The following is an 18,493-nucleotide window of genomic DNA, read 5'->3' on the forward strand; positions in this document are numbered from 1 at the left end:
GTCCTGTCCTCAGCCTTTGCTGGCGTTCATCGCGTCGAACTGCTGCGCGAGGTATTTCAGCGTGCCGTTCATCTTGTTCATCGCCACGTCCAGCTGCACGAACTGCTTGCGATAGCGCTCCACCGTCGCGTCGGCGCGCTCCTTCATCGCGGTGTACTGGGTGTCGAGCTGCTTGAGCGAGCTCGTCACGCCGTCGGTGGCGACCTTGAGCGCGCCCTTGGTGCCGGTGAGGTCGTCGACCAGCGCCGTCAGCTGCTTGCCGTAGCCGGCGGTGCTGCCGGTGCCGCTGGAGAACAGCTTCGCCACGCCCTCCAGGTTGGTGTCGATGGCCTTGTCGAGCTTGTCGTTGTCGATCGCCAGCGTGCCGTCCTTCTGGAACGAGATGCCGATGGACGTGAGCACCTTCAGGTCGTTCGGGCCGCCCACCTGCGGGGCGACCAGCGCCTGGCGGATGCGCGTCTGCAGGTTGCGCAAGGTCGAGTCGCCCACCAGCGGCGCGGCGGCCTTGGCGTCGGTGTCGAAGGCCGTGAGCGACTTCGCGGTGCTCTGCAGCGCGTTGTAGGCCTTCACGAAATCGGTGATGGCCGCCTTCACCGACGTCGTGTTGGCCTTCATCACCAGGCTGAGCTTGCCGGTCTGCACCAGCGTGAGCGTGGTGCCCTGGATGGCGTCGGTCACCGAGTTGCTCGTGCTGGTGACCGCGATGTTGTTGACGGTGAGCTTGGCGTTCTGCGCCGCGGCGGTCTGCTTCAGGTTCTGCGTGCCAGCGGGGTCGTTGCCCAGCAGGTTCTGCAGCGCGGCGTCGCCGTCCACCGAGATGCGCATGGCCGAGGCCTCGCCGGTCTGCGTGGAGGTGAGCACCAGCCGGTTGGGCGTGCCGCTGCCGTCGTTCACGATGGTGGCCGACACGCCCGCGTTGGCCGCGTTGATCGCATCGCGGATGCCGCCCAGCGTGTTGTTGGTCGCATCGATGGTGATCGGCTTGGCCGTGCGCGTCGCGTCCTTGTCGAAGGTGGCGCCGGTGTACTGGCCGGTGGCCGGGTCCAGCGTGCCGCCGGAGACCTTGCCGAAGTCGATGGTGATCTTGCCGCTTCCGATCGCGGTGGTGGTGCTGGCCTGCCCCTTCGCGATGACCGACTGCGCCTGCGCGAGCTGCGAGATGTCGATGGCATAGGTGCCGACCGAACGCGGATCGGTGCCGCTCGCCGCCAGGATGCCGCTTACGCTCGGCGTGCCGGTGATGGCCTGGAACAGCGCCGGGTCGCCCAGCTTCTTGGCGGCCGCCTGGATGCCGGTGAGCGCGCTTTGCAGCGTGCCGTAGGCCGAGAGCTTGCTGTTGTAGCTGGTCTGCTTGGCCTTCAGGGCCACGAGCGGCTGGTTCTCCGCGGTCTGCAGCTGGGTGAGCAATGCGCCCAGGTCAAGGTTGGCGCCAACGCCGATGCTGCTGATCGATGCCATGTCGGGGGTGTCCTGAAATGCGAATGAAATGAAGAGGTCTGGAGCGGGTCGTGGTCAGGCTTGCTGGCTCACCAGAAGCCCGGCCTGCCGGTCCATGACCTTGGCGATGCGAACGACCTCTTCGGTCGGAATCTGGCGAATGACTTCGCCGTTGCTGCGGTCGACCACCTTGACGATGAGCTTGTCGGTGTCGCGGTCGACCTCGAACTGCAGGCTGATCGAGCGGCTTTCGAGCGAGGCATTGACGGACTTCACCGCCATCTCGATCTGCACCGGCGTCGCCTCCTCGACCTCAGCCTCGGCCTTGCGCAGTGCGGTGGCCTCGGCGGCGGCCGCAGCGGCGCCGCCGGTGCGACCGGCAAGCAGTTGCTGCAGCCAGGGGCTTTCCACGGCGGAGGCGGCGGGTACGGGCTGGGACATGGTCTGCGTTCTTCTTCTGGAGTTCGTTGTCCTGTGCGGCCTCGCCACGAGCGTGGCCGCACAGGACAACGCAGGCGGCTTCGGGTGTCCCCGAAGGCCTGCGAGCAAAAAAACCAAGGCACCAGGCGCCACCCTCGTGAGGGGCGCCCGGTGGTCTCAGCGAATCAACGCAGCAGCGACAGCACGCCTTGCGTGGTCTGGTTCGCCTGGGCCAGCACCGAGGTACCGGCCTGCTGCAGGATCTGCGCGCGCGTCATGTTCGACACTTCCACGGCGTAGTCCGAGTCTTCGATGCGCGAACGCGACGACGACAGGTTGGTGATGGTGGTGCCGAGGTTGGCGATCACCGAGTCGAAACGGTTCTGCACCGCACCCAGCGAGGAGCGCAGCTTGTCGACCTTCGACAGGGCGGCGTCCAGGGCCTTGAGCGGGTCGACGGTGGAGGTCTTGCCGCTGCGGGCGTTCAGCGTGAAGGCGCCAGCCTTGGCCGAATCGGCGTAGACCGCATTGCCAGCGCCGTCGGTCACTGCGCCGTTGCTGTGCACGCTGTAGGTCGACACGGTGGTGGCGGAGTTGCCGAACGATCCGTCCGCGCCCACGTAGGCGCCGGTCACCGTGCCGCCAGCAGTGATCGTGACACCTGCCACGCCGCCGATGGTCGATGCCCCCACGGCGATACCAGCACCTGCGGCCAGCTTGTCGTTCAGCGCGGAGGCCGAGATTTCGTCGCCGGTCACGTCGAAGTTGGCTGCAGCGGCAGTGGCCGTGTAGGTCGTGCCGCCCACCTTGATGGTGCCGCCCGTGCCGGTGCCCGACGCCATGCTGGTCGTCAGGCTGGTCAGCGTGGCTGCCGTACCCGTACCGCCCGCATTGTTCTGCGTCAGGTTGCCGGCCGTGTCCACCCACAGCGCGGAGCCGTCGGTTGCCGTGATGGTGCCTGCGCTGTCGATCTTGACGTCCAGCGAGTTGCCGCCGATGGTGACCGTCGCGGTCTTGCTCGCGCCCGCTGCGGGCTGGAGCGAAGCGATCGTGGCGGCGTTCGTGCGGCCCGTTTCACCGAAGGTGAAGGCGGACTTCGCAGCGTTGTAGGTGTAGGTGGAGCCACCGGCGACGACCGAGTCGCCCGCCTTGGCGCCCGCCAGCAGCTGGCTGCGCGTGGCCAGCGTGTTGGTGGCCGTGACGTCGTACTTCTGCGTGCCGTTGACCGGTGCGCCGTTGGCGACAGCGCCAGCCAGCGTCAGGTCGTCCTTGGTGGCAGCCTTGTTCAGCGTGCCCGTGCCGTTCACGTTGAAGCTTTCCAGACCCAGGGTCTTGGCGCTGATTTCCTGCAGATCGATGTCGATGGTTTCGCCATCGTTCGCGCCGACTTGCACCGTCAGCTTGCCGGCGTTGGCCGACAGGACCTTCACGCCGTTGAACTGGGTCTGTTCCGACACGCGGTTGATTTCGTCCAGGCGCTGGCCGATTTCCGACTGGATCGAGTCCAGGTCGGTGGCCGAGTTGGTGCCGGTGGCGGCTTGCACCGACAGGTCGCGGATGCGCTGCAGGTTGTTGTTGACTTCGGTCAGCGCGCCTTCGGTGGTCTGCGCGATCGAGATGCCGTCGTTGGCGTTGCGCGCGGCTTGCGTCAGGCCCTTGATGTTGGCGGTGAAGCGGTTGGCGATGGCCTGGCCGGCGGCGTCATCCTTGGCGCTGTTGATGCGCATGCCGGACGACAGGCGCTCGATGGCCGTGTTCAGGGCCGATTGCGACTTGTTGAGGTTGTTCTGCGTGAGAAGAGAAAGGCTGTTCGTATTGATGACTTGCGCCATGTTCGACTCCTGATTGACAAAAGGTTGTGGACTCCGGCCATCGGCCGTAACGCTGGACCCGCTTCCACGGTGAGACTCAAGCCATCGTTGAAGGGGATATCGGCGGGTGTCCGCAAACCTTTAGGGCCGCAACGAAAAAAGTTCTACGTTGCCGCCCTCTGCCTCGTCATGCCTGCATGCTCATGATTTCCTGGTAGGCGGTCACCAGCCGGTTGCGCACCTGCAGCCCGGTCTGGAACGCCACGTTGGCCTTCTGCAGGTCGACCATCACGTCGTTGAGCGCCACGCCGGGCTTGCCCAGCTCGAAGGATTCGGCCTGCGCATAGGCCTGCTGCTGCGCGCCGCTGATGTTGGCGAGCGAGCGCTGCAGCTCGGCCGCGAAGCCGCCCGCACCGGCCGGTGCAGTCGTCGTGGGCCCCATGCCGCTGGCGAGCGCGGTGGCGCGCATCTGCTGCAGGACGGATTCGATGGCATTGATGGACATGGGGAAAAGTTCACTTCCAGCTGACTTGACACGGAGCGCGCGAGCGCTCCAACCGGCAGGCAGCGTATCAAGGGAAGACCCCCATTCAAACGCGCAACTGAGGGCAAAACCCCCGGCTGTTCGACCGATCGAATTCCACATCGCCTGCTGACAATCGTTCGCGAAACCACAGGCCGCGCACGACGTCGCCGGCCACCGGCATGACATCCCAACACCGAATTCCCTCTCTCACACCGGCGCCGGCCCTGCGCGGCGCAACGGCCCCGGCGAAGGCGCGCCGATGAGCACGGCCGCGCCCACGGGCGGCCTGGCGGCGGGCGCCAACGGCCTGCCCCCGATGCTGGAGCGCATGCGCGCGCAGCCCCGGCTGCCGCTGATCCTCGGCGCCGCGACGCTGGCGACAGTGGCGGCCGCCTTCTTCCTGTGGAGCCGCGGCCCCGACTACAAGGTGCTCTACACCAACGTGTCGGACCGCGACGGCGGCGCGATCATCGCGTCGCTGCAGCAGATGAACGTGCCCTACAAGTTCGCCGAGGGCGGCGGCGCGATCCTGATCGCGGGCGACAAGGTGGCCGAGACGCGCCTGAAGCTCGCGGCGCAGGGCCTGCCCAAGGCCGGCGGCGTGGGCTTCGAACTGATGGACAACCAGAAGTTCGGCACCAGCCAGTTCGCCGAACAGGTCAACTACCAGCGCGGGCTCGAAGGCGAGCTCGCACGTTCCATCGAATCGATCGGCAGCATCGAAGCCGCGCGCGTGCACCTGGCGCTGCCCAAGCCGTCGCTGTTCGTGCGCGACCAGAAGAAGCCCTCGGCCTCGGTGGTGCTCACGCTGATGCGCGGGCGCAGCATCGACGAAGGCCAGGTGAGCGCCATCGTGCACATGGTGTCCGCCAGCGTGCCCGACCTGGACGCCAAGAGCGTCACGGTGGTCGACCAGCGCGGCAACCTGCTGTCGTCGGCGCGCGGCACCAGCCAGGGGCTGGACGTGAGCCAGCTCAAGTACGCGCAGGAGATCGAGCAGGGCTACGTGCGCCGCATCGAGGCCATTCTTCAGCCGCTGGTGGGCGCGAGCAACGTGCGCGCGCAGGTCGCGGCCGAGATCGACTTCTCGGTGGTGGAGCACACCGACGAGAAGTACCGGCCCAACCAGGACCCGGCGCAGGCCGCGATCCGCAGCCAGCAGTCGAGCGAATCGGCACAGCAGAACGGTGCACCGCCCGGCGGCGTGCCGGGGGCGCTGTCGAACCAGCCGCCGGTGAACCCGACGGCACCGATCACCACGCCGAAGCCGCCGAATGCGCCGAACGCACCGGGCGCATCCCCCGCCCCCACCGCTGCACCGGCCGGTCCGAGCAACACGCGCAAGGACGTCACGACCAACTACGAGCTCGACCGCACCATCCGCCACGTGCAGCAGGCCGCCGGCGGCGTGAAGCGCCTGTCGGTCGCCGTGGTGGTGAACCACCGCGACACGGTCGATGCCGCGGGCAAGACCAGCGCCCGCGCACTCGCACCGGCCGAGCTGGAGCAGATCCGCAACCTCGCCAAGGAAGCGATGGGCTTCAGCCAGGAACGCGGCGACTCGCTCAACGTGGTCAACAGCGCCTTCGCCCGCGACGGTGACAGCGAGGCCGGCCCCGCGCCCGACGTGCCGTTCTGGCGCGACCGCGACACCCTCGCGTTCGGCAAGACGCTGGTCCCCTACCTGCTCATCGGCCTGCTCGCGCTGTTCGCCTGGTTCGCCGTGGGGCGCCCGCTGATGCGCCGGCACCTGGCCGCGCCGCCGCCCGCGCAATCCGTGGCCGATGCGAGCGCCGTGCCCCCCACCGGCACGGCCCCGGCCGAGCCCGAAGAAACATTGCAGCAGCGCGAGTCCGCACGCCAGAAGGCCGACATGGACTACGCCCAGCAGACCGCCGACAAGGACCCCAAGCTCGTGGCCGCCCTGATCCAGCACTGGATGCACACCGATGACTAGCAGCGAAGCAGGCACCCGCAAGAGCGCCATCCTGCTCATGGCGCTGGGCGAAGACCGCGCCGCCGCCGCGCTGCACCTGCTGCCCACCTCCGAGGTGCAGGCGCTGGGCCTGGCCATGTCCAAGCTGAGCGCGGTCTCGCGCGACGAGCTGGCCTCGGTGCTGGCCGAGTTCCGCCAGGAGACCGAGCAGCTGTCGGCGCTGCACCTGGGCTCGACCAGCTACATCCGCGCCGTGCTCAAGAAGGCGCTGGGCGACGACCGCGCGAGCAACCTGCTCGAGGACATCCTGCAGCCCGACGAGCCGCACGGCGGCATCGAGCGCCTGAACGAACTCGAGGCCGGCGAAGTGGCCGAGCTCATTCGCGACGAGCACCCGCAGATCCTCGCGACGCTGCTCGTTCACCTGGACCGCATGAAGGCGTCGGAGGTGCTCGAGAAGCTGCCCGCGCGCCTGCGCCACGACGTGATCATGCGCGTGGCCACCTTCGGCGGCGTGCAGCCGTCGGCGCTGAACGAGCTGACCGAGGTGCTGACCGAGATGCTCGCGGGCCAGGGCCTGCGCCGCAGCCGCCTGGGCGGCGTGCGCACCGCGGCCGAGATCGTCAACCTGATGAGCACCACGGTGGAAGAAGAAGCCATCGCCCATGTGCGCGAGCAGGACGAAGCACTGGCCCAGCGCATCGTCGACGAGATGTTCGTGTTCGAGAACCTGCTGGGCCTGGAAGACCGCAGCATCCAGCGCCTGCTCAAGGACATCGAGAGCGACTCGCTCATCATCGCGCTCAAGGGTGCGCCGCTGGAGCTGCGCGACAAGTTCCTCAGCAACATGTCGCAGCGCGCCGCGGAAACGCTGCGCGAGGACATGGAGCTGCGCGGTCCCGTGCGCGTGTCGCAGGTCGAGACCGAACAGAAGGCCATCCTACAGGTCGCCCGCCGTCTGGCGGACGCCGGCGAGATCGTGATCGCGGCGCCTGGCACCGATGACTTCGTCTGACCCCGGCGCCTTCGGCGCCTCCAACAGTTCGCGCGAGCGCCTCGCCGCCATCCATGCGGCCGCGCGCCAGGCCGGCGCCGGCACGCCCGCGCTGTCGGCGTGGGAGCGCTGGGAGATGGGCACGCTCGATGGCAAGGCGCCGTCAGGCACGGCGCTTTCGCGTCACACGGCGCAGCGCCCTTCGCCACCGCCTGCGCCCCCCGCGCCCAAGGTAGACCTCGCCGAGCTGGCCCGCATCCGCAAGGAGGCACGCGCCGCGGGCGAGGCCGAGGGCCGCGCCGCCGGGCTGGCCGAAGGCCGCCAGGTCGGCCACACCGAAGGCCTGGCCACCGGCCTCGCCGCCGCCAGCGTGCATGCCGAACGCCTGCGCGCGCTGGCCCGCTCGCTGCCCGAAGCGCTGCGCGGCGCCGAGGCCGAGCTGGCCGAGACCGTGCTCGCGCTCGCGCTCGACGTGGCGCGCCAGGTGGTGCACCGCACCTACCAGGCCGAGCCCGAGTGGGTGCTGCCGCTGGTGCGCGACCTGCTGCACGCCGAACCCGCGCTGCGCGGCGAACCGCGCCTGCTGCTGCACCCCGACGACCTCGCGCTGGTGAAGAACAGCCTGGGCAACGAGATCGAGGCGGCCGGCTGGCAGTTGCGCGCCGACGACAGCCTGGCGCGCGGCGGCTGCCGCGTGCAGTCGGCCACGGGCGAGCTGGACGCCAGCCTGGCCACGCGCTGGGAGCGTGTGGGTGCCGCGCTGCGTGGCGACGCTTCCTGAGCCGATGCAGACGACGGCCCCCAACCCTCATCTGAACAGCGTGCGCGCCGTGCTGGAACAGGCGCGCGCCGACGTCGCCCGCAGCACGACCACCACCGCCTCGGGCCGCCTCACGCGCGCCGTCGGCCTCGTGCTCGAAGCCGTGGGCCTGCAACTGCCCGTGGGCAGCGACTGCCTCATCGAGCTGCCGCCCGGCCATCCGCAGCGCCATGCCGAGGCCGAAGTGGTGGGCTTCGCGGGCGACCGTCTCTTTCTCATGTCGCAGACCGAAGTCGCAGGCCTGCTGCCCGGCGCGCGCGTCTTCGCGCGGCCCCGCCTGCGTGAGCCCGGTGCGACCGGCGACGCCCACACCAAGCGCCTGCCCGTGGGCGAAGGCATGCTGGGGCGCGTGGTCGATGCGGCCGGCCGACCGCTCGACGGGCTCGGCCCGCTCGACGTGGCGCGCCAGGTGCCGCTGGCGGCGCCGCCGATCAACCCGCTGTCGCGCGCGGCCATCGACTCGGTGCTCGACGTGGGCGTGCGCGCCATCAACGCGATGCTCACCGTCGGCCGCGGCCAGCGCATGGGCCTGTTCGCTGGCTCGGGCGTGGGCAAGAGCGTGCTGCTGGGCATGATGGCGCGCTACACCAGCGCCGAGGTGATCGTGGTCGGCCTCATCGGCGAACGCGGTCGCGAGGTGAAGGACTTCATCGAGAACACGCTGGGCGAGGAAGGCCTGGCCCGCGCCGTGGTGGTGGCCGCGCCGGCCGACAACTCGCCGCTGCTGCGCCTGCAGGGCGCGGCCTACGCCACCTGCCTGGCCGAGTACTTTCGCGACCAGGGCAAGGACGTGCTGCTCATCATGGATTCGCTCACGCGCTATGCGATGGCGCAGCGCGAGATCGCGCTGGCCGTGGGCGAGCCGCCCGCCACCAAGGGCTACCCGCCTTCGGTGTTCGCGCGGCTGCCTGCGCTGGTCGAACGTGCCGGCAACGGCGCGCGCGACGCGCAGGGGCGCGGCGGCTCGATCACGGCCTTCTACACCGTGCTGTCGGAAGGCGACGACCAGCAGGACCCGATCGCCGATTCGGCGCGCGCGATCCTGGACGGCCACGTCGTGCTCTCGCGCACGCTGGCCGAAGCCGGGCACTACCCGGCGATCGACATCGAGGCCTCGATCAGCCGCGCGATGACGTCGCTGATTGCGCCCGCGCAGTTCGACACCGTGCGCCGCTTCAAGCAGATGCTGTCGCGCTACCAGCGCAACCGCGACCTGATCAGCGTCGGCGCCTACGCGCCGGGGCACGACCTGCAGCTGGACCAGGCGATCGCGATGTACCCGCGCATCGAAGCCTTCCTGCAGCAGTCGATGCACGAGCGCACCGGCTACGAGGAGGCCATCGCCCACATGGACAGCCTGTTCACGCACACACCTTCCCCAGGACGCCCATGAGCAGCAGCAAGCTCCCCCTCGGCATGCTCATCGACCTGGCGCAGAGCCAGACCGACGACGCCGCGCGCCGCCTGGGCGCGCTGCAAAGCGCGCACCTGAGCGCGCAGCAGAAGCTCGAGCTGCTGCTGCAGTACCGCCAGGACTACCACGCGCAGCTCGACACGCTGATGCGCGGCGGCCTGCCGTCGTCGCAGTGGCGCAACTACCGCAACTTCCTCGGCACGCTCGACCACGCGATCGCGCAGCAGCGCGCCATAGCCGAGCGGGCCGGGCACCAGCTCGACCGGGGCCGCACCGACTGGCAGCGCGAGAAGCGCCGCCTCAGCTCCTTCGACACGCTGGCCGATCGCGTGCGCGCGCAGGAGCTGATGGCGCAGGCCAAGCGCGAACAGCGCGACAGCGACGAACGCGCCGCCCGCCAGTTCTTCGACCGCGCCTCGCACCCCACCCACTGAATCTCCTCCAGGAACCGACATGCCTCCCATGATCCCGCCGTCCGTCACGCCTGCCGCCACCTCGCCGGTCGCGCAGGGCGGCGCACGTGGCCGCAGCAACGCCGACGAGGCGCAGGGCCGCGCGTTCGGTGCCGCGCTCGAACGTTCGCGCGCGAGCCAGGCCGAGAAGGCGTCGGATGCTGACACCGTGGTGGCGGATGCCAAGCCGCTGCGCAAGGCGGACCTTGCGGAAGAGATGCGGGATGCGCAGCCTGCGGAGCCGGATTTCGCTTTTCTCGCAGCCGCCGTCACGCCGCAACAGGCATTGGTGCTTGCGGGAGGTGCGGCCACGCAGGGCAGCGGTGCGCCAGAAACTTCACTGGCGCCGGTCACGCCTGACGCGCAAGCCGGCCTGCCTGCAGGCACGGTGCGTTTGAGCAGCGACGCCGCCACCACACCCGCGCCCGCTATCGCCACCGAAGACGCCTCCGCCCCCACTGCAACCGTCGTCGCGCAAGGCGCAGCGCCTGAAGCCGACAACGCGGCACCGCCCTCGCTGTACGAGATCGTGCGCGCCGCCGTGGCCGCGCAGCCGATGGCTGTCGATGGCAAGAAGCCCGCCGCCGCACCCGCAGGCCCGCCCGTCGGCACCACCGCACCGGGCCGCGCGGGCGCACCGCGCACCGTGAGCGCCACCACCACCGAACAGCTCGCAGCCGCCGCGCAAGCACAGCCTGCCGGCGACGCGAAGCCTTCGACGACAGAAACAGTGCCCGTCGCCGCGGTGTCAGCCAGCACCTCGGGCGACGACGCGGCGGCGGCGCCCACCGCGCCGTTCGCACTGCAACAGCCCGCGACCGTCTCCACCGATCGCACGACCGAAAGCCCCGCCGCACGCCCCGCCGTGCACACGCTCGCGCCCGAAGTCGGCAGCGAGAAATGGGCACCCGCACTCGGCCAGCAGCTCGCGCGCATGAGCCTCGGCGGCACGCACACGGCCGAGCTGAACCTCAACCCCGCCGGCCTCGGCCCGCTGAAGGTCACGCTGTCGGTCGGCGAGCACCAGGCGCAGGCCGCGTTCGTGTCGGCGCACGAGAGCGTGCGCAAGGCCGTCGAGGCCGCGTTGCCGCAGCTGCGCACCAGCCTGTCGGAGCAGGGCATCACGCTGGGCCAGACCTCGGTGGGCGCGGACACGCGCGCGCCCTTCGGCCAGGATGCCGCGTTCGCGCAGCAACAACAGCAGCAACACAACCAACGACAGGGCGCATGGCGACCGCAGGGCACGTCCGCTGCCACCGACATCGCCCGCACGGCAACGGCAGCACCCCGCCCCGTTGCCGCCCCACGCACGGGCCCGGGCGTCGACACCTTCGCCTGACACCGCCCCGCCCGCCTCCCCCAATGAACGGATGTGAAGCGCCTTTGTGCGCTTGTTCGGCCGTTCGCCGGCGGGCGACTTCGCAAAGAATAGATCGGACCCGTCCACCGTTTCACCATGGCTACCTCTTCTCCCGCCGCCACCGCGGCTGCGTCGGTCGCGACCGACCCGCCGGCCTCGCGCCGCACCTCGAAACTGCTGATCGGGCTCGTGGCCGTGCTCGGCCTGGCCGCAGCCGGCGCGGCGGCGTACGTCTTCGTGCTGCCCCGCTTCACCGAGCACGCCGCCGCCGAGACGGCCAAGGCGCCAGTGCCCGAGAAGCCCATCTTCCTGCTGCTGGAGCCGCTGACCGTCAACCTGCAGTCCGAAGGCCGCTCGCGCTTTTTGCAGATCGGCATGGCGCTGAAGCTGCGCGACGAGCAGGCCAAGGCGCAGATCGTGGAGTTCATGCCCGAGCTGCGCAGCCGCCTGCTGGTGCTGCTGTCGAACCGCCCGCCCGAATCGCTGGTCACCTCGGAAGACAAGGCCCGGCTGGCCACGGAGATCCACAGCGCGCTGAACGCACCGCTGGCCGAGGGCCTGCCCGAGCTGGGCATTGCGAGCGTGTCCTTCAACTCCTTCGTCGTGCAGTGACGACGATGCCCGTTTGCGGACCCGCGATCCATGGCGTATGAACAGGTGCTCTCCCAGGACGAGGTCGATGCGCTGCTGCAGGGCGTCACCGGCGGCGATCTCGACCAGGCCGCCGCGCCCGCGCCGCCGCCCGACGGCCTGCCGGCCTACGACCTCGGCGCGCCCGACCGCGTGGTGCGCAACCGCATGCACACGCTGGAGGTCATCAACGACCGCTTTGCGCGCGGCCTGCGCAGCGCGCTGCTGAACTTCATGCGCCGCAGCCCCGACATCTCGGTCGGGCCGGTGCAGATCCAGCAGTTCGGCGAGTTCGTGCGGCACCTGCCGGTGCCCGCGAACATCAACATGGTCCACATGAAGCCGCTGCGCGGCACCGCCCTCTTCGTTTTCGATCCGAAGCTGGTGTTCCTCGTGGTGGACAACCTGTTCGGCAGCGACGGGCGCTACCACGTGCGCGTGGAAGGGCGCGACTTCACGCGCACCGAGCAGCGCATCATCAAGCGCCTGCTCGACCTGTCGCTGCAGTGCTACGGCGACGCGTGGCAGCCGGTGTATCCGCTGGCCTTCGACTACGTGCGCGCCGAGATGCACGGCAAGCTCGCCAACATCGTGGCTCCCAACGAGGTGGTGATCAACACCACGCTGCAGATCGAGTTCGGCCCCATCGGCGGCTTCCTGCACGTGTGCCTGCCCTACTCGATGATCGAGCCGATCCGCGACCTGCTGTCCAACCCGATCCAGGACGAGGTCGAGGTCGACAAGCGCTGGGTCACGCAGATGTCGCGCCAGATGCAGGCCGCCGACGTCGAGCTCACCGCCGACTTCGTCACCATGCCCTCGACGCTGGGCGAGGTGATGAAGCTGCGCGTGGGCGACGTGATTCCCATCGAGCTGCCGGCGACGGTGGTCGCCAAGGTCGGCGGCGTGCCCGTGATGGCCTGCGGCTACGGCACCTCCAACGAGCGCTACGCCCTGCGCGTGCAACACATGATCTCCCACCAAGACAGCGATTCGAAGAACGACCATGACTGACAACACCTCTGCCGCCAGCGACGCGGACGACTGGGCCAGCGCACTGGCCGAGCAGACCGCGGCCAGCGCGCCCGCGCCCGACCCGGCCGTGGCTCCCGCAACGGCGCAGGTCTTCCAGCAGATCCAGGATGCACCGGCTGCCTCGTCCGCCACGCCCGTGGACATCGCGCGCGTGCTCGACGTGCCCGTGCAGCTCACCGCCGAGATCGGCCGCACGCGCATCACCATCAAGAACCTGCTGCAGCTGTCGCAGGGCTCGGTGGTGGAGCTCGACGGCCTGGCCGGCCAGCCGCTGGACGTGCTGATCAACGGCTACCTCATTGCGCAGGGTGAAGTCGTGGTGGTGAACGAGAAGTACGGCATCCGCCTGACCGACATCGTCACGCCCTCCGAGCGCATGCAGAAGCTCGCGCGCGCATGAACCTGGCGCGGGTGTCTTCGCTGCTTGCGCTGGGCCTGCATGCGGCGCATGCGGTCCACGCCGCGCTGCCCACCGTGCCCACGCCGGTGCGCGAAGCCGCGCCACCCGTTGCGGTCGGCGGCGCGGGCCTGCTGCAGGCGGGCTTCGGCATGGCGGCGGTCGTCGGCCTGATCTTCCTGTGCGCGTGGCTGGCGCGGCGCTTCGGCCTGCAGCGGCTGGGCGGCGGCCAGGTGCTGAAGGTGGTGTCCACCGCCATGGTCGGCCCGCGCGAGCGCGTGGTCGTGGTGGACGTGGCCGGCCAGTGGCTGGTGCTGGGCGTCACCAGCAGCCAGGTCCGCACGCTGCACACCTTGCCGGCCCAGGCAACGCCTTCCGTTGCAACGCCCGCGCCGGCACAGAACCCGGTGGGCCTGTTCGCCCAGAAGCTGCGCGATTCGCTCGCCGGCAAAGCGCGCACCGCGCCATGACGCGTCCTGCCCTGCACCGCGGCCTGCGCACCGCCTTGCTGCTGCTCGCCGCCACGCTGCCCGCCGCCGCGTGGACGCAAGGGCTGCCCGGCCTCACGAGCACGCCGGGCCCCGGCGGCAGCCAGACCTGGTCGCTGAGCGTGCAGACGCTGGTGCTGCTCACCTCGCTCACCTTCCTGCCCGCGCTGCTGCTGTCGATGACCAGCTTCACGCGCATCCTCATCGTGCTGGGCCTGCTGCGCACCGCCATCGGCACGCAGACCTCGCCGCCCAACCAGATCCTGGTGGGGCTGTCGCTTTTCCTCACCTTCTTCGTGATGTCGCCGGTGTTCGACAAGGCCTACACCGAGGCCTACGTGCCCTTCTCGGAAAGCAAGCTCAGCGCCGAGAAGGCCTTGGAGCGCGGCATCGCGCCCTTCAAGACCTTCATGCTCAAGCAGACGCGCGAGACCGACCTGGCGCTGTTCGCGCGGCTCGCCAAGGCGCCCGAGATGCAGGGGCCCGAAGACGTGCCGCTGCGCATCCTGCTGCCGGCCTTCGTCATCAGCGAGCTGAAGACGGCGTTCCAGATCGGCTTCACCATCTTCATTCCCTTTCTCATCATCGACCTCGTGGTGGCGAGCGTGCTGATGTCGATGGGCATGATGATGGTGCCGCCCGCGTCCATCGCGTTGCCCTTCAAGCTGATGCTGTTCGTACTGGCCGACGGCTGGCAGCTGCTGATCGGCGCGCTCTCGCAGAGCTTCTACTTATGACGCCCGAATCCGTCATGACCATGGGCCACCGGGCCATGGAAATCTCGCTGCTGCTGGGTGCACCGCTGCTGCTGGTGGCGCTGGTGATCGGCCTGGTGGTCAGCATCTTCCAGGCGGCCACGCAGATCAACGAGGCCACGCTGTCCTTCATTCCCAAGCTGCTCGCGGTGTTCGCGACGCTGGTCATCGCCGGGCCGTGGATGCTCGACCGCATGCTCGACTACATGCGCGCCCTGTTCGCCAGCATCCCGCAGATGCTGGCGTGACGCCCTCGGTCTTTTCCGTCACCTCGGGCCAGCTCGAGGCCTGGCTGGTGGCCTTCTCTGGCCCTTCGTGCGCATGCTGGCCATGGTCTCCACGGCGCCGGTGTTCGGCGAGCCCTGGGCGACGCGGCAGGTGAAAGTGGGCATCGCCGCCGTGCTGACGCTGGTGATCTCGCCCACGCTCGGGCCGCTGCCGGCGGTTCCCGTGGTGTCGGCGGGCGGCCTCTGGATCATCGTGCAGCAGGTGCTGATCGGCGCTGCCATGGGCTTCTCGATGCGACTCGTGTTCACCGCAGTGCTGGCCGCGGGCGAGTACATCGGCCTGCAGATGGGTCTGTCCTTCGCGTCTTTCTTCGACCCCATGAGCCACGGCAGCACGATGGTGGTGTCGCGGTTGCTGAACATGCTGGCGATGCTGATCTTCATGGCGCTGGACGGCCACCTGCTCATGCTGGAGGCGCTGGCCGCGAGCTTTCACACGCTGCCCATCGCCGACGCACCGCTGGCGGCCGGCGGCTGGATGTTCCTGGTGCTCGCGGGCGGCGACATCTTCGCGAGCGGCCTGCTGCTGGCGCTGCCCCTGATCACCGCGCTGCTCACGCTCAACCTCGCCATGGGCATCCTGAACCGCGCCTCGCCGCAGTTCAGCATCTTCGCGGTGGGCTTTCCGCTGACGCTGCTGGCGGGGCTGGTGATGCTGCAACTGCTGATGCCGCACCTGGCGGCGTTCCTGGAGCCGCGGTTTGCGGAGTCGCTCTCGAACATGCTGCGGTTCACGCAGGGGTTGCGGCGCTGAGGGGTGAAGGGCTGCTTGCGGCCAGTCGGCTGGTTTGAAGGACAGCAGGGTCACGGGATGGCGCGCCGCTCCCACTAAGATGATTCCGGCCGCAACACGGAAGGTCGCGCATGTCACACCCTATTTATCTGTCCAGCTCCTCCCTGCCCCGGATGCCGGAAGGCAGCCGCAACGAATGGCGCAGCTTCTTCGGCGACGGCGCCGAGCTGGAGGCCAACGCGTTCTTCCCGCTGTTCTGGCGGGCACTCTTCAGCACCAGCGACATCCGGCATGCGCGCTTCATCGACGAATACGACATCGACGACGAAGCCTCGGCCGTCGACCGCGAGGAATGCATCGAGGATTTCGGCGCCGACGCGACCTACCCCTACCTCGTCATTGACAAGGCCGCAGCGGTTGCGCGGCTGACGCAGCGGCGTGAAGCGATCCTCGGCGCCGTCGGAGAACGCTACCGCCCGATCTACGCGTCCTTTGAAGCACTGATTGCGCAGCACTTCGGGGACTACCTCCTGCTGCGCACTTCCGGCTTGCCGGATGCGGCCGACGCCGAGCCATGGCTGCGCGCCGATCTTGAGGACATCGACGGTCTCCACGACAGCAAGGCGCTCGAAAGCCTGATGTCGGATCTTGCGAGGCACGATGCGGACCCGATCTGGACCTTGAGCGGCATCGCGTCATCCAGCGATGGCGCCTGGCCCACGCCGGCGTTGAGAGAACACTTCCCCGACCCGCGACAAAGGAAGGCCCGCAGACCACCGACCCCACAGCAGATCGACGAACACGATCGCGCGTTCGCGGAACCCAAGGCGCACGCTGCCAAGAGCTGGTTCGACCCCACCCTGGAATGGCTGGGCGCCTTCGTGGCCGCGGGTGCGGCCTTGGGCGCCTATTACTTCACCCAATCCACCTGGCTGGCCGTGCTGGCATTCTTGTGCGTCGCAGTGGCCTTGGGCTTCGGCATTGCGAGGCTGCGCGCCCCGAGACGATGACCCCGGCCCTCGCCATCAACAAGCCTGCTCCCGCTACATCGCGCGGAACAGGTGCCCGAACGCACGGCTGACCTTGAGCGATCGCGCCAGGCCCCGCACGGACAGGCTGTAGCGCCCGTTCTCGTCGCGGGTGGCGCTCTCGATGCAGTGGGTGTTGACGAGCACGCCGCGATGCACCTGCGTGAAGTCGGCGGCGTCGATGCGCGACACCAGATCGCGCAGGCTCATGCGCACCAGCGCCTCGCCCTGGGCCGTGACGACATTGACGTACTTCTCGGCGGCTTCCAGGCAGATCACCTCCGAGACCGGAATCATCCGCACGGTGTTGCCGACGCCGGCGCGGATGACCTTGATCTTTTCGGGCGCGTCCGCCGGATCGGTGATCGACTGCACGCGCTCCATCAGGGCCGCCATGCCACCGGCCGCCGGTGTCCGCGCGCGCTCGTGCAACCTTTGCTTCAGGCGTTGCACGCAGACCTGCAGGCGTTCGAGCGTCGCCGGCTTGAGCATGTAGTCCATCGCCGCATGCTCGAACGCCGAGATCGCGAAGTTGTCGTACGCGGTGATGAAGACGAAGAGCGGTTCGGCCTGGTCGTCGGGCCACTCGTCAGCGACGGCCTCGGCGACTTCCAGGCCGGTCTTGCCCGGCATCTTGATGTCCAGGAACATCACATCGGGCGCCAGGGTCTGTGCCAGCTCGATCGCCTTCAGGCCATCGTCGGCGACGCCCACGATCTCCAGCTCGGGCCAGGCTTCGTGCAACAGCCGCTGCAGCGTTCGCGACAGCACCGGTTCATCTTCGGCGATCACGCCGCGCCACGCATTCACGATGGAATCCTCACGACCGCGCGCACGCCGCACGGCGATCGCGCTTGCAGAGACAGGGACGCACGCAGGCCATAGCGGGTCTGGAGGCGGTCACGCACATTTTTCAGTCCGGCCCCGCAGACCTCGTCGCTACCCGAAGCGGGCAGGTGCGGCGACAAGCCCAGACCGGAATCGTCCACAGCGACCTCGATGCCGCCCTCGATCGAACGTGCCAGCACTTCGACGCCCCCTGCGCCCAACTTCGGCTCCAGGCCGTGCCTGATGGCGTTCTCGACCAGCGGCTGCAACAGCATCGGCGGGATGGCGATCCGCTCCAGCTCGGCGGGCAAGTCGAGTCGGTAGGCCAGCCTGGGCCCCATGCGCAAGGACATGATGTCGAGGTACGCCCTCAGCTGGGCGAACTCCGACTGCAGTGTCGTCACCTCGTCGCGTGACGCGGCATGCGTGCTGCGCAGGTAGACGATCAGCTGGTCGATCATGCGTTCGGCCTGCAGCGGGTCTTCGTCGACGAGCGAGCGCAGAGTCGCCAACGTGTTGAACAGCATGTGGGGTTCGAGTTGCGCGCGCAGCAGCCGCAACTCCGATTCGGTGGCCAGGCGCTGGGCGTCGGATCGAGCGACCGCCTCCTTGGCAAGCTGGTCACGCGTCGCGGCGACGTAGAGGACGAACATGGCCAGCACCAGGCCGAAGGCGAAGGCCACCATGTAGTCGCTGTCATGACCCACGACGCGGCCGATCGGTTCGTCCAGGATCAGGAGCGCGACCAGGTGCCCCCCGAAGTACCCCGTCGGGATGGCGATCGCGCCGGTCAGAAGCCAACGGGGCAGCGCCTGCATTCGCCGCAGCCGTCCAAAGCGGCCCAGCACCGCGACGCACGCAACGAACACCATGCCGACACATTCGACGAAGACGAACAGACGCGCCGGCGTTTCGAGTGCAGGTGCGGCCCAGAAGAGCAGCGCGGCCGCGATCGCGCACAGCAGGAACGCGCCGGCGGTCAGCCGCGCTGCGCCCAGCCAGCGGGCGGGAATCGGTGAATCAACGCGGATCACGGGGGCAGTCGGCTGCATGCATCGCGCCACTGTAGAGGTTGGCACGCCATGCCGCTACCGATCGAGGGCCCGTGGGGCGAGTTTGTCCTCGAGCCGTCGTTTGAGGGG

At 69.0% G+C, this 18,493-nt stretch carries 19 protein-coding genes and 1 pseudogene; 14 read left to right on the plus strand and 6 right to left on the minus strand.

Annotated elements, in window-relative coordinates:
* Nucleotides 1-9: 9 nt before the first annotated feature.
* The 4 genes from fliD to fliE all read right to left on the minus strand — a co-directional run bounded on the left by fliD (nucleotide 10) and on the right by fliE (nucleotide 4,173).
* Nucleotides 10-1,458, minus strand: a complete 1,449-nt coding sequence (gene fliD, locus ACAM52_RS19850; RefSeq protein WP_369644390.1) for a flagellar filament capping protein FliD — start codon at nucleotides 1,456-1,458, stop codon at nucleotides 10-12.
* 54 nt (nucleotides 1,459-1,512) lie between these two features.
* Nucleotides 1,513-1,878 carry a flagellar protein FlaG gene (locus ACAM52_RS19855; RefSeq protein WP_139700351.1) on the minus strand — a complete coding sequence of 122 codons (366 nt, stop codon included), beginning with the start codon at nucleotides 1,876-1,878 and terminating at the stop codon, nucleotides 1,513-1,515.
* Nucleotides 1,879-2,042: 164 nt separating this feature from the next.
* On the minus strand, nucleotides 2,043-3,689 hold the full coding sequence (locus tag ACAM52_RS19860; RefSeq protein WP_369631771.1) for a FliC/FljB family flagellin: 1,647 nt from the start codon (nucleotides 3,687-3,689) through the stop codon (nucleotides 2,043-2,045).
* Between the two features lie 166 nt (nucleotides 3,690-3,855).
* Nucleotides 3,856-4,173, minus strand: coding sequence for a flagellar hook-basal body complex protein FliE (fliE, locus tag ACAM52_RS19865; RefSeq protein WP_095744078.1), 318 nt, complete (start codon nucleotides 4,171-4,173; stop codon nucleotides 3,856-3,858).
* Nucleotides 4,174-4,453: 280 nt separating this feature from the next.
* Here fliE and fliF point away from each other — a divergent pair, with 280 nt between their 5' ends.
* The 14 genes and pseudogenes from fliF to ACAM52_RS19935 all read left to right on the plus strand — a co-directional run bounded on the left by fliF (nucleotide 4,454) and on the right by ACAM52_RS19935 (nucleotide 16,505).
* On the plus strand, nucleotides 4,454-6,151 hold the full coding sequence (gene fliF, locus ACAM52_RS19870; protein WP_369644391.1) for a flagellar basal-body MS-ring/collar protein FliF: 1,698 nt from the start codon (nucleotides 4,454-4,456) through the stop codon (nucleotides 6,149-6,151).
* The gene (gene fliG, locus ACAM52_RS19875) at nucleotides 6,144-7,145 is read left to right on the plus strand and encodes a flagellar motor switch protein FliG (protein WP_062469343.1); all 1,002 of its coding nucleotides are present in this window, start codon (nucleotides 6,144-6,146) and stop codon (nucleotides 7,143-7,145) included. The genes fliF and fliG overlap by 8 nt, the downstream gene beginning before the upstream one ends.
* Entirely contained in the window at nucleotides 7,132-7,905 is a 774-nt protein-coding gene (gene fliH, locus ACAM52_RS19880) for a flagellar assembly protein FliH (protein ID WP_369644392.1), read from the plus strand. Before fliG ends, fliH begins: the two co-directional genes overlap by 14 nt.
* Nucleotides 7,906-7,909: 4 nt before the next feature.
* Nucleotides 7,910-9,337, plus strand: a complete 1,428-nt coding sequence (fliI, locus tag ACAM52_RS19885) for a flagellar protein export ATPase FliI (protein ID WP_369644393.1) — start codon at nucleotides 7,910-7,912, stop codon at nucleotides 9,335-9,337.
* Nucleotides 9,334-9,792, plus strand: coding sequence for a flagellar export protein FliJ (fliJ, locus tag ACAM52_RS19890; protein WP_062469337.1), 459 nt, complete (start codon nucleotides 9,334-9,336; stop codon nucleotides 9,790-9,792). The genes fliI and fliJ overlap by 4 nt, the downstream gene beginning before the upstream one ends.
* 19 nt (nucleotides 9,793-9,811) lie before the next feature.
* The gene (locus ACAM52_RS19895) at nucleotides 9,812-11,149 is read left to right on the plus strand and encodes a flagellar hook-length control protein FliK (RefSeq protein ID WP_369644394.1); all 1,338 of its coding nucleotides are present in this window, start codon (nucleotides 9,812-9,814) and stop codon (nucleotides 11,147-11,149) included.
* A gap of 117 nt (nucleotides 11,150-11,266) precedes the next feature.
* Nucleotides 11,267-11,782: a flagellar basal body-associated protein FliL gene (gene fliL, locus ACAM52_RS19900; RefSeq protein ID WP_369644395.1), complete on the plus strand. Its 516-nt coding sequence runs from the start codon at nucleotides 11,267-11,269 to the stop codon at nucleotides 11,780-11,782.
* Between the two features lie 30 nt (nucleotides 11,783-11,812).
* Entirely contained in the window at nucleotides 11,813-12,814 is a 1,002-nt protein-coding gene (gene fliM / locus ACAM52_RS19905; RefSeq protein WP_095946623.1) for a flagellar motor switch protein FliM, read from the plus strand.
* A complete protein-coding gene (gene fliN, locus ACAM52_RS19910; protein ID WP_062469325.1) occupies nucleotides 12,807-13,235 on the plus strand; it encodes a flagellar motor switch protein FliN in 429 nt (142 codons plus the stop codon). Before fliM ends, fliN begins: the two co-directional genes overlap by 8 nt.
* Entirely contained in the window at nucleotides 13,232-13,702 is a 471-nt protein-coding gene (gene fliO / locus ACAM52_RS19915; protein WP_369644396.1) for a flagellar biosynthetic protein FliO, read from the plus strand. The genes fliN and fliO overlap by 4 nt, the downstream gene beginning before the upstream one ends.
* Complete coding sequence (gene fliP / locus ACAM52_RS19920) at nucleotides 13,699-14,457, plus strand: flagellar type III secretion system pore protein FliP (protein ID WP_062469318.1); 759 nt, start codon at nucleotides 13,699-13,701, stop codon at nucleotides 14,455-14,457. Before fliO ends, fliP begins: the two co-directional genes overlap by 4 nt.
* The gene (gene fliQ, locus ACAM52_RS19925) at nucleotides 14,454-14,723 is read left to right on the plus strand and encodes a flagellar biosynthesis protein FliQ (protein WP_062469313.1); all 270 of its coding nucleotides are present in this window, start codon (nucleotides 14,454-14,456) and stop codon (nucleotides 14,721-14,723) included. Before fliP ends, fliQ begins: the two co-directional genes overlap by 4 nt.
* Nucleotides 14,720-15,516, plus strand: a pseudogene (gene fliR / locus ACAM52_RS19930) (flagellar biosynthetic protein FliR). The gene fliQ and the pseudogene fliR overlap by 4 nt, the downstream one beginning before the upstream one ends.
* A 110-nt stretch (nucleotides 15,517-15,626) precedes the next feature.
* The gene (locus tag ACAM52_RS19935; RefSeq protein ID WP_369644397.1) at nucleotides 15,627-16,505 is read left to right on the plus strand and encodes a hypothetical protein; all 879 of its coding nucleotides are present in this window, start codon (nucleotides 15,627-15,629) and stop codon (nucleotides 16,503-16,505) included.
* A gap of 33 nt (nucleotides 16,506-16,538) precedes the next feature.
* Here the strand turns inward: ACAM52_RS19935 and ACAM52_RS19940 are convergent, their stop codons facing one another.
* Together ACAM52_RS19940 and ACAM52_RS19945 are read right to left on the minus strand one after the other, a co-directional pair.
* Nucleotides 16,539-17,333 carry a LytR/AlgR family response regulator transcription factor gene (locus ACAM52_RS19940; RefSeq protein WP_369644398.1) on the minus strand — a complete coding sequence of 265 codons (795 nt, stop codon included), beginning with the start codon at nucleotides 17,331-17,333 and terminating at the stop codon, nucleotides 16,539-16,541.
* Nucleotides 17,330-18,403, minus strand: coding sequence for a sensor histidine kinase (locus ACAM52_RS19945; protein WP_369644399.1), 1,074 nt, complete (start codon nucleotides 18,401-18,403; stop codon nucleotides 17,330-17,332). Before ACAM52_RS19945 ends, ACAM52_RS19940 begins: the two co-directional genes overlap by 4 nt.
* Nucleotides 18,404-18,493 lie beyond the last annotated feature (90 nt).

This window comes from Variovorax sp. V118 (genome assembly GCF_041154445.1).
Classification (GTDB): domain Bacteria; phylum Pseudomonadota; class Gammaproteobacteria; order Burkholderiales; family Burkholderiaceae_C; genus Variovorax; species Variovorax boronicumulans.

Bases quoted from the DNA above. Each gene is read 5' to 3' on its own strand.
- fliD (WP_369644390.1), bottom strand. From the start codon at position 1,458: ATGGCATCGATCAGCAGCATCGGCGTTGGCGCCAACCTTGACCTGGGC.
- ACAM52_RS19855 (WP_139700351.1), bottom strand. From the start codon at position 1,878: ATGTCCCAGCCCGTACCCGCCGCCTCCGCCGTGGAAAGCCCCTGGCTG.
- ACAM52_RS19860 (WP_369631771.1), bottom strand. From the start codon at position 3,689: ATGGCGCAAGTCATCAATACGAACAGCCTTTCTCTTCTCACGCAGAAC.
- fliE (WP_095744078.1), bottom strand. From the start codon at position 4,173: ATGTCCATCAATGCCATCGAATCCGTCCTGCAGCAGATGCGCGCCACC.
- fliF (WP_369644391.1), top strand. From the start codon at position 4,454: ATGAGCACGGCCGCGCCCACGGGCGGCCTGGCGGCGGGCGCCAACGGC.
- fliG (WP_062469343.1), top strand. From the start codon at position 6,144: ATGACTAGCAGCGAAGCAGGCACCCGCAAGAGCGCCATCCTGCTCATG.
- fliH (WP_369644392.1), top strand. From the start codon at position 7,132: ATGACTTCGTCTGACCCCGGCGCCTTCGGCGCCTCCAACAGTTCGCGC.
- fliI (WP_369644393.1), top strand. From the start codon at position 7,910: ATGCAGACGACGGCCCCCAACCCTCATCTGAACAGCGTGCGCGCCGTG.
- fliJ (WP_062469337.1), top strand. From the start codon at position 9,334: ATGAGCAGCAGCAAGCTCCCCCTCGGCATGCTCATCGACCTGGCGCAG.
- ACAM52_RS19895 (WP_369644394.1), top strand. From the start codon at position 9,812: ATGCCTCCCATGATCCCGCCGTCCGTCACGCCTGCCGCCACCTCGCCG.
- fliL (WP_369644395.1), top strand. From the start codon at position 11,267: ATGGCTACCTCTTCTCCCGCCGCCACCGCGGCTGCGTCGGTCGCGACC.
- fliM (WP_095946623.1), top strand. From the start codon at position 11,813: ATGGCGTATGAACAGGTGCTCTCCCAGGACGAGGTCGATGCGCTGCTG.
- fliN (WP_062469325.1), top strand. From the start codon at position 12,807: ATGACTGACAACACCTCTGCCGCCAGCGACGCGGACGACTGGGCCAGC.
- fliO (WP_369644396.1), top strand. From the start codon at position 13,232: ATGAACCTGGCGCGGGTGTCTTCGCTGCTTGCGCTGGGCCTGCATGCG.
- fliP (WP_062469318.1), top strand. From the start codon at position 13,699: ATGACGCGTCCTGCCCTGCACCGCGGCCTGCGCACCGCCTTGCTGCTG.
- fliQ (WP_062469313.1), top strand. From the start codon at position 14,454: ATGACGCCCGAATCCGTCATGACCATGGGCCACCGGGCCATGGAAATC.
- ACAM52_RS19935 (WP_369644397.1), top strand. From the start codon at position 15,627: ATGTCACACCCTATTTATCTGTCCAGCTCCTCCCTGCCCCGGATGCCG.
- ACAM52_RS19945 (WP_369644399.1), bottom strand. From the start codon at position 18,403: ATGCAGCCGACTGCCCCCGTGATCCGCGTTGATTCACCGATTCCCGCC.